The 6,251-nt window shown below is 73.1% G+C and carries 7 protein-coding genes; all 7 read right to left on the reverse strand.

What is annotated here, in order from left to right; translation table 11 throughout:
* Positions 1-62 precede the first annotated feature (62 nt).
* Complete coding sequence (locus ACFV0G_RS33050) at positions 63-950, reverse strand: TauD/TfdA dioxygenase family protein (RefSeq protein ID WP_380555977.1); 888 nt, start codon at positions 948-950, stop codon at positions 63-65.
* A 26-nt stretch (positions 951-976) separates the two neighbouring features.
* Entirely contained in the window at positions 977-1,315 is a 339-nt protein-coding gene (locus ACFV0G_RS33055; RefSeq protein ID WP_380555979.1) for a 4Fe-4S dicluster domain-containing protein, read from the reverse strand.
* The gene (locus ACFV0G_RS33060; RefSeq protein ID WP_380555981.1) at positions 1,312-2,892 is read right to left on the reverse strand and encodes an FAD-dependent oxidoreductase; all 1,581 of its coding nucleotides are present in this window, start codon (positions 2,890-2,892) and stop codon (positions 1,312-1,314) included. Before ACFV0G_RS33060 ends, ACFV0G_RS33055 begins: the two co-directional genes overlap by 4 nt.
* Positions 2,893-2,901: 9 nt before the next feature.
* On the reverse strand, positions 2,902-3,828 hold the full coding sequence (locus ACFV0G_RS33065; protein ID WP_380555983.1) for an ABC transporter permease: 927 nt from the start codon (positions 3,826-3,828) through the stop codon (positions 2,902-2,904).
* Positions 3,825-4,631, reverse strand: coding sequence for an ABC transporter ATP-binding protein (locus ACFV0G_RS33070; protein ID WP_380555985.1), 807 nt, complete (start codon positions 4,629-4,631; stop codon positions 3,825-3,827). Before ACFV0G_RS33070 ends, ACFV0G_RS33065 begins: the two co-directional genes overlap by 4 nt.
* Before the next feature lie 3 nt (positions 4,632-4,634).
* Complete coding sequence (locus ACFV0G_RS33075) at positions 4,635-5,690, reverse strand: ABC transporter substrate-binding protein (protein ID WP_380555987.1); 1,056 nt, start codon at positions 5,688-5,690, stop codon at positions 4,635-4,637.
* Between the two features lie 241 nt (positions 5,691-5,931).
* Positions 5,932-6,063 (reverse strand): putative leader peptide, encoded by a 132-nt coding sequence (locus tag ACFV0G_RS33080; protein WP_380555989.1) that lies wholly within the window; start codon positions 6,061-6,063, stop codon positions 5,932-5,934.
* Between the last annotated feature and the right edge of the window lie 188 nt (positions 6,064-6,251).

The following is a 6,251-nucleotide window of genomic DNA, read 5'->3' on the forward strand; positions in this document are numbered from 1 at the left end:
CGGCGGGACCGTGAGGTGCCCCGCCGCGCGGCCGTTGCCGCCGCGGATACCGGCTTCGGACGTCAGCCCGTGTAGTGCGCCGCGTCGTCGCCCTCGATGACGTAGCTGGTGTCGCCGGACGGGCCGACCGGCACGTCACCGGCCACCGTCACCCGGTGCAGCCGGCGCGGCAGGTCGTCGTAGTCGTCCGGCGCGTAGTGCTGGGTCGCGCGGTTGTCGAACAGCACCACGTCACCGACCGACCAGCGCCAGCGCACCACGTTCTCCGGCCGGGTGACGTACGACTGCAGGGTGCGCAGCAGGTCGGACGAGGCCGCCGTCGGCAGGCCCAGGATCCGCTCGGCGAAGCCGCCGATGAACAGCCCGCGCTCGCCGCTCTCCGGGTGGACCCGGACCACCGGGTGCGCGGTGCGGTACCGCCGCGAGGTGAACACCTTGCGGCGCTCGCTCTCCGCCTCGTCCAGCTCCCGCCCCTGCGCGTAGTCGTAGTCGTTGGTGTGCACCGCCCAGAGGCCGTCGGCCAGGTCGCGCAGCACCGGCGGCAGGTCGCGGTAGGCGCCCTGGGCGTCGGCGATCAGCGTGTTGCCGCCGTACGGCGGCACGATCAGGCTGCGCAGCGTGGACGCCTTCGGCGGGGTGCGCACGAAGGTGACGTCGGTGTGCCACTGGTTGGCCCGGCCGCCGTCCTCGCTGTCCACGGCCAGCACGTTGGGCTGCCCGTCCAGCGAGGGCACCGTCGGGTGCGCGGTGGTGAGCGTGCCGAAGAGCCCGGCGAACCGGGTCTGGCCCTCGTCGTCCAGGTGCTGGTCCCGGAAGAACAGCGCCTTGTGGGCGACCAGTGCCTCGTTGAGCGCGGTGACGGTCTTGTCGTCCAGCGGTCCGGCCAGGTCGATGCCGGTGATCTCGGCGCCGATGCGGCCGCCGACCTTCTGGATCTCGAACGCGGTCATACTGGGTCCCCTCTCGTGGGAGTCGGTCAGGAGGTGATCGGGGCCGGGCCGAACGCCGGCCCGATGGCGCGCCGGGCGCCGGGGGTGCGGCCGCGGCCCCAGCCGATCTGGGCGCGGTAGCTGCCGAGCAGCCCGCTGTCGGCCAGCCGGTGCTCGTCCGGCGGGTGCGGTCCGGGGGCGGTGTGCGGGCCGACGTACAGGGCGTCGACCGGGCAGTTGGCCTCGCAGTGGAAGCAGGTCTGGCAGTCGCCCTGCCGGGCGATCACCGGGATGCCGTCCGGGCCGCGGTCGAAGACATCGGTCGGACAGACCTCGATGCACTTGTCGCAGGTGATGCAGCGGTCGGCGGAGACGAGTTCGATCACACGGGCTCCTTCGGACGGACGGACTCGGTGCGGGTCCAGACCTCGTCCAGCCCGCCGGTGACGATCCGGTGGTGCTGGGCCGGGTCCTGGTCGGGGAAGTCCAGGCGGCGGGCCATGCCGCGGCTCTCGGTGCGGGCCAGCGCGGAGCGGTACATCCAGCGGGCATTGGCGGCCAGCGCCGCCGCCTCGCGGGCCTTCACCACGTCCCGGCCGTCGCCGCGCAGCCCGGCGCGGGCCTGCCGCCAGAGGTCGTCGAGGACGGCCAGGGACGCGGTGAGGGTGTCGCCGTGTCGCAGGTAGTTCCGGTCGTACGGCAGCACCTCGCGCTGCACCGCGGCGATCAGCTCCCGGTGGCCGCCGGCCGCCGGTCCACCGGCCGGCCGCAGGCCCGCTCCCCCGGCCGGGGCGGCAGCGCGGGTGTGCCCGCGGCTGCCGAGCGCCAGCGCGTGCCCGGCGGCGCCGCGCCCGGCCCAGCTGCCCGAGGACATCGCCCAGGCCGCGTTGTGGCTGCCGCCGCCGGTGAAGCCTCCGCAGATCGGCTCGCGGGTGGCCGCGTCCCCCGCGGCGTACAGGCCGGGCACGGTGGTGCGGCAGTCCTCACCGGCGATCCTGATCCCGCCGGTGCCGCGGACGGTGCCCTCGGCCAGCAGGGTGATGGCGAACCGCTCGGTGAACGGGTCCACCCCGAGCCGGTCGAAGGTCAGGAAGAAGTTCGGCTGCGCGAGCCGCATCGCCCGCTGCGCCGCCTCGTCGGCGCGGTCCAGCGTGCAGTACACCTTCCCGGTGAGCAGCTCGCGGGCGATCACCGAGCGCCCGCCCTGGCTGGCCGCGCCCTCCAGCTCCTCGCCGTCCTCCCGGTAGAACGTGGCGAAGGAGTAGAACGCGGTCTTGGTGACCGAGGTGTGCTCGGGGGCGATGCCGTACGCGTTGGAGAACTCCATGCCGGACAGCTCCGCGCCGGCCTCGGCCGCGAACAGCGCGCCGTCGCCGGTGTCCGTGTCGGTGCCGAGCGCCTTGCTGAGGAACGCGCAGCCCCCGGTCGCCAGCACCACGGCCCCGGAGCGCACCCGGTAGGGGTGGCCCGCCTGCCGCCGGTAGCCTGCCGCGCCGGCCACCGATCCGTCGGCGGCGGTGAGGAGTTCGGTGACCGGGCTGTGGTCGAGGACGCGGACTCCGGCCCGGCGCACCCGGATCCGCATCCGCCGCATGTACTCCGGGCCCTGCAGCCCGTTCCGCGGCTGGCTGCCGTCGGGTGCGGTCGGGAACGGATAGCCGCCGCGGCCCGCCAGTTCGTTGATCGCGGCGTACGTGCGGTCGAGGACCCGGGCCATCCAGCGGCGGTCGGCGAGGTAGCCGCCGAGCGCCTCCCGGCTCGCCATCGCCGCCTCGCGGGCGGCCGGCTCCGGCGGCACGTACCAGACGCCGGTGCCGCCCGCGGCGGTCGCGCCGCTGGTGCCGCAGTAGCCCTTGTCCGCGAGGACGACGTCCGCGCCGGCCCGGGCCGCCTCCAGCGCCGCCCAGGTGGCGGCCGGTCCGCCGCCCACCACCAGGACGTCCGCGGTGAGTTCGCTGCTCATCGCGCCACCTCAGCCGTTCACCGGGGCGCGCCAGGCGGTGAACCGGCGCTCCAGCCGGACCAGCAGCTGGTTGAAGACCACGCCGATCACGGAGATGGTGGCGATGCCCGCGTACATCTGCGGGATCGCGAAGTTGAACTGCGAGGCGTTGATCAGATAGCCCAGCCCGGCCTTGGCCCCGACCATCTCGGCCGCCACCAGGACGAGGATGGAGACGGCCCCCGCCAGCCGGATCCCGGTGAAGACGGCCGGCACCGAGGCGGGCAGGATCACCTTCTGGAACAGCCGCAGCGGCGAGAGGTTGAGCGAACGGGCCAGCCTCAGCAGCGTCGGATCGACCGTGCGGACCGCGCTGATGGTGTTCAGCAGCACCGGCCAGATGCACGCGTACAGCACGATGGAGATCTTCGACGTCTCGCCGATCCCGAGGATCAGCACGAACACCGGCAGCAGCGCCAGCGCCGCGGTGTTGCGGAACAGCTCCAGCAGCGGGCTCAGCAGGTCGGCGACCGGCCGGTACCAGCCGATGAGCAGCCCCAGCGGCACGCCGATCAGCACTGCGAGGCCGAAGCCGCTGAGCGAACGGGTCAGGCTGGCCTGGGTGTTGGCGGCGAGCTGACCGCTGTCGAGCAGGCCGAACCAGGCGTCGACCACCTGGCTGAACGGCGGCAGGAACGTCGGGTCGACCAGGTTCAGCCGCGGGGCGGCCTCCCAGACCGCCAGCAGCGCGGCCACGGCGACGCTCTTGGTGAGGGCCCCCAGCAGCAGCCTGCGCACCCGGCCGCGGCGGCGCCGTCCGGTGGGCGGCGCCGGCCTGCGACGGGCCTCGGCCGACGTCGACTCCGGTACGGTCGCGGGCTTCGGTGCGGTGGCCGGCCCGGGTACGGCCGGGGCCGGTCGTGCGTCCGCTGCCGGCGGACGGATGTCGGTGCTCATACCGTGCTGACCTCCCTCTCCAACTGCTGGGCCCGGCTGACCTCGTCGTGCAGCAGGCTCCAGATCTCGTGCCGGTACCGGGCGAACTCCGGGCTGGAGCGCAGGTCGCCGGTGGCGCTGCGGTCGCCGAGGTCGATCCGCACCACCTCCTTCACCCGCCCCGGGCGGGAGGTGAGCACGGCGACCCGCCCGCCGAGGTACACCGCCTCCTCGATGCCGTGGGTGATGAACACGACGGTCTTGCCGGTCCGCTCCCAGATCCGCAGCAGCTCGTCCTGGAGCGACTCCCGGGTCTGGGCGTCCAGCGCCGCGAACGGCTCGTCCATCAGCAGCACTTCGGGGTCGTAGGCGAGGCTCCGGGCGATCGCGACCCGCTGCTTCATGCCGCCCGACAGCTCGTGCGGATGGCGGTCCTCGAACCCGGACAGGCCCACCAGGTCCAGGTACTCCCGGGCCCGGGCGGCCCGTTCGCGCCGCGGCACCCCGATCGACTCCAGGCCGAACTCGACGTTGCCCTGGGCGGTCCGCCACGGCAGCAGCGCGTACTGCTGGAAGACCGTCGACCGGTCCGGGCCCGGCCCGGTGACCGGTCGGCCGTTCAGCAGGATCTCGCCGGAGGTGGGCGCGGCCAGGCCGCCCAGCAGGTCCAGCAGGGTGGACTTGCCGCTGCCGCTCGGACCGACGATCACCGCGAACTCACCCGCAGCGATGTCGAGTTCCACCCGGTCGAGAGCCGTGAACTCGGCGTCGCCGCGGACCGCGAAGGTCTTGCTGACCGCGCGGAAGGAGATGTCCGCACTCATCGCTCAACTCCTGCTCGGGGAAGGGGCGGTGGACACGGCCGCCGCAGCGCTCGCGGTGTAGCCGTTGAACTCGTTGGTGTAGAGGTCGGCCGGCTTGACCTGGCCGGCCTTGATGTCCCCGTGCTCGACCAGCCAGTCGATCCAGAGCTTGAACTCCTCGTCCGTGATGCGGCCGCCGGTCTCGGCGACCCCGGTCGACTTCCAGTACTTCAGGGCGGCAGTGTCCTCGTTGCGGCCGCGCTTCTTGACGATCGATACGCTGCGCGCCACGACGTCCTCGCGCGGGCTCGTCCGGGCCCACTCGATCGCCTTGGCCACGCCGGTGACGAAGGTCCGCGCGGTGGTCGGGTTCTGCTTCAGGAAGCGCTTGGTGATGACGTAGGTGCCGGCGCTGAACGCGCCCAGCAGGTCGTAGTCGGTGAACAGCGGACGGATGCCGCCCGTCGCCAGCGCCTTGTCCCGGAGCACGCCGCCCAGGACGCCGACCTCGATCTGCCGCTGCCGCACGGACTGCTCGGTGTTCACCGGCGGCACCACGATCGGCTCCACCTTGGCGATCTCGGCCGGAGTGAGCCCGTTGCGCTGGAGGTAGATGTCGAGGATCGCCTCGGTGTGGGCGCCCAGCGTGTTCATCCCGATCTTCTTGCCCAGCAGGTCGTGGGCCGCGTGGATCGGGCTGTCCTGGAGCACGTAGTAGCCGTTGTACGCGGCCGCGTCCACGCCGTAGTAGCTGATCACCGCCTGGACGGGGGCACCCGCGGCGATGAGCTTCACCACGGCGCCGTTGAAGGCCCCGCCGAAGTCGATCTGCCCGGTGGCCGCCGACTGGATGTCCTGCGGCCCGCTGATCGTGTTGCCCACCCACTCCAGCTTCACATCGCCGAAGTAGCCGAGGTCCTCGGCGAGTTCGGGCAGGGTCACCTGCCCTGCCCAGCCCTGGTACCGGAGCTTCTTGGTCTCGCCCGTACCGCCGCCCGATGCGGTGGCCTGCCCGCAGGCGACGGCGGTGGCGCCGACGGCGGCGAGGGCGAGGAAATGGCGGCGGGAGGTCGCAGGCATGGCGGATCCTTTGCGGGGCAGCAGGTGACAGCCGTCCGGTGCCGGCACGGGCTGCACAGTGCGACACGGCACTGCACGGCGCCCGGCGGCCGGCCGACGCGGGGAGGGGAGGAGGACCGGGACCACCGGCTGGGCCGCCTCCGTCCGCCGGGACACGGCGGGTACGGCAGGCGGGTCGGTCAGACCGGACGGTCAGTGGTGAAGGTGAGACGAGCAGAGCGACGCGACGGCGGAACGGCCGTCAACGGCAGACGGCACAGATCGCGCTCGCGTGACGTCGCAGATCGACGTGCAGGCGGCCCACAAGGCTCTCGGACTGGCTCACGCATTCAGCGTTCCAGCGGACGCCCGTCCGGGTCAACGAATGTTCCACGCCTGCAAGAAACCTGTCGTGCGGCCGACACGCGCGGACGCAGAGGCCTCGCCGCCCGGGCCGGCAGGGGTCCGGGCGACAGGCCCCGGAAATGCGAGAAGCGGCGGCCGCGGCTGCGGGGGGGGGCGGTTGAGTATTTTATTTTTACGGCGGCGCGGCCGTGCCGCGAGCTGGCCCCCGCGCAGCGA

This window comes from Kitasatospora sp. NPDC059571, from assembly GCF_042735675.1.
Lineage (GTDB): Bacteria > Actinomycetota > Actinomycetes > Streptomycetales > Streptomycetaceae > Kitasatospora.

Coding starts and splice junctions, on each gene's coding strand:
- ACFV0G_RS33050 (WP_380555977.1), bottom strand. CDS start 950: ATGACCGCGTTCGAGATCCAGAAGGTCGGCGGCCGCATCGGCGCCGAG.
- ACFV0G_RS33060 (WP_380555981.1), bottom strand. CDS start 2,892: ATGAGCAGCGAACTCACCGCGGACGTCCTGGTGGTGGGCGGCGGACCG.
- ACFV0G_RS33065 (WP_380555983.1), bottom strand. CDS start 3,828: ATGAGCACCGACATCCGTCCGCCGGCAGCGGACGCACGACCGGCCCCG.
- ACFV0G_RS33070 (WP_380555985.1), bottom strand. CDS start 4,631: ATGAGTGCGGACATCTCCTTCCGCGCGGTCAGCAAGACCTTCGCGGTC.
- ACFV0G_RS33075 (WP_380555987.1), bottom strand. CDS start 5,690: ATGCCTGCGACCTCCCGCCGCCATTTCCTCGCCCTCGCCGCCGTCGGC.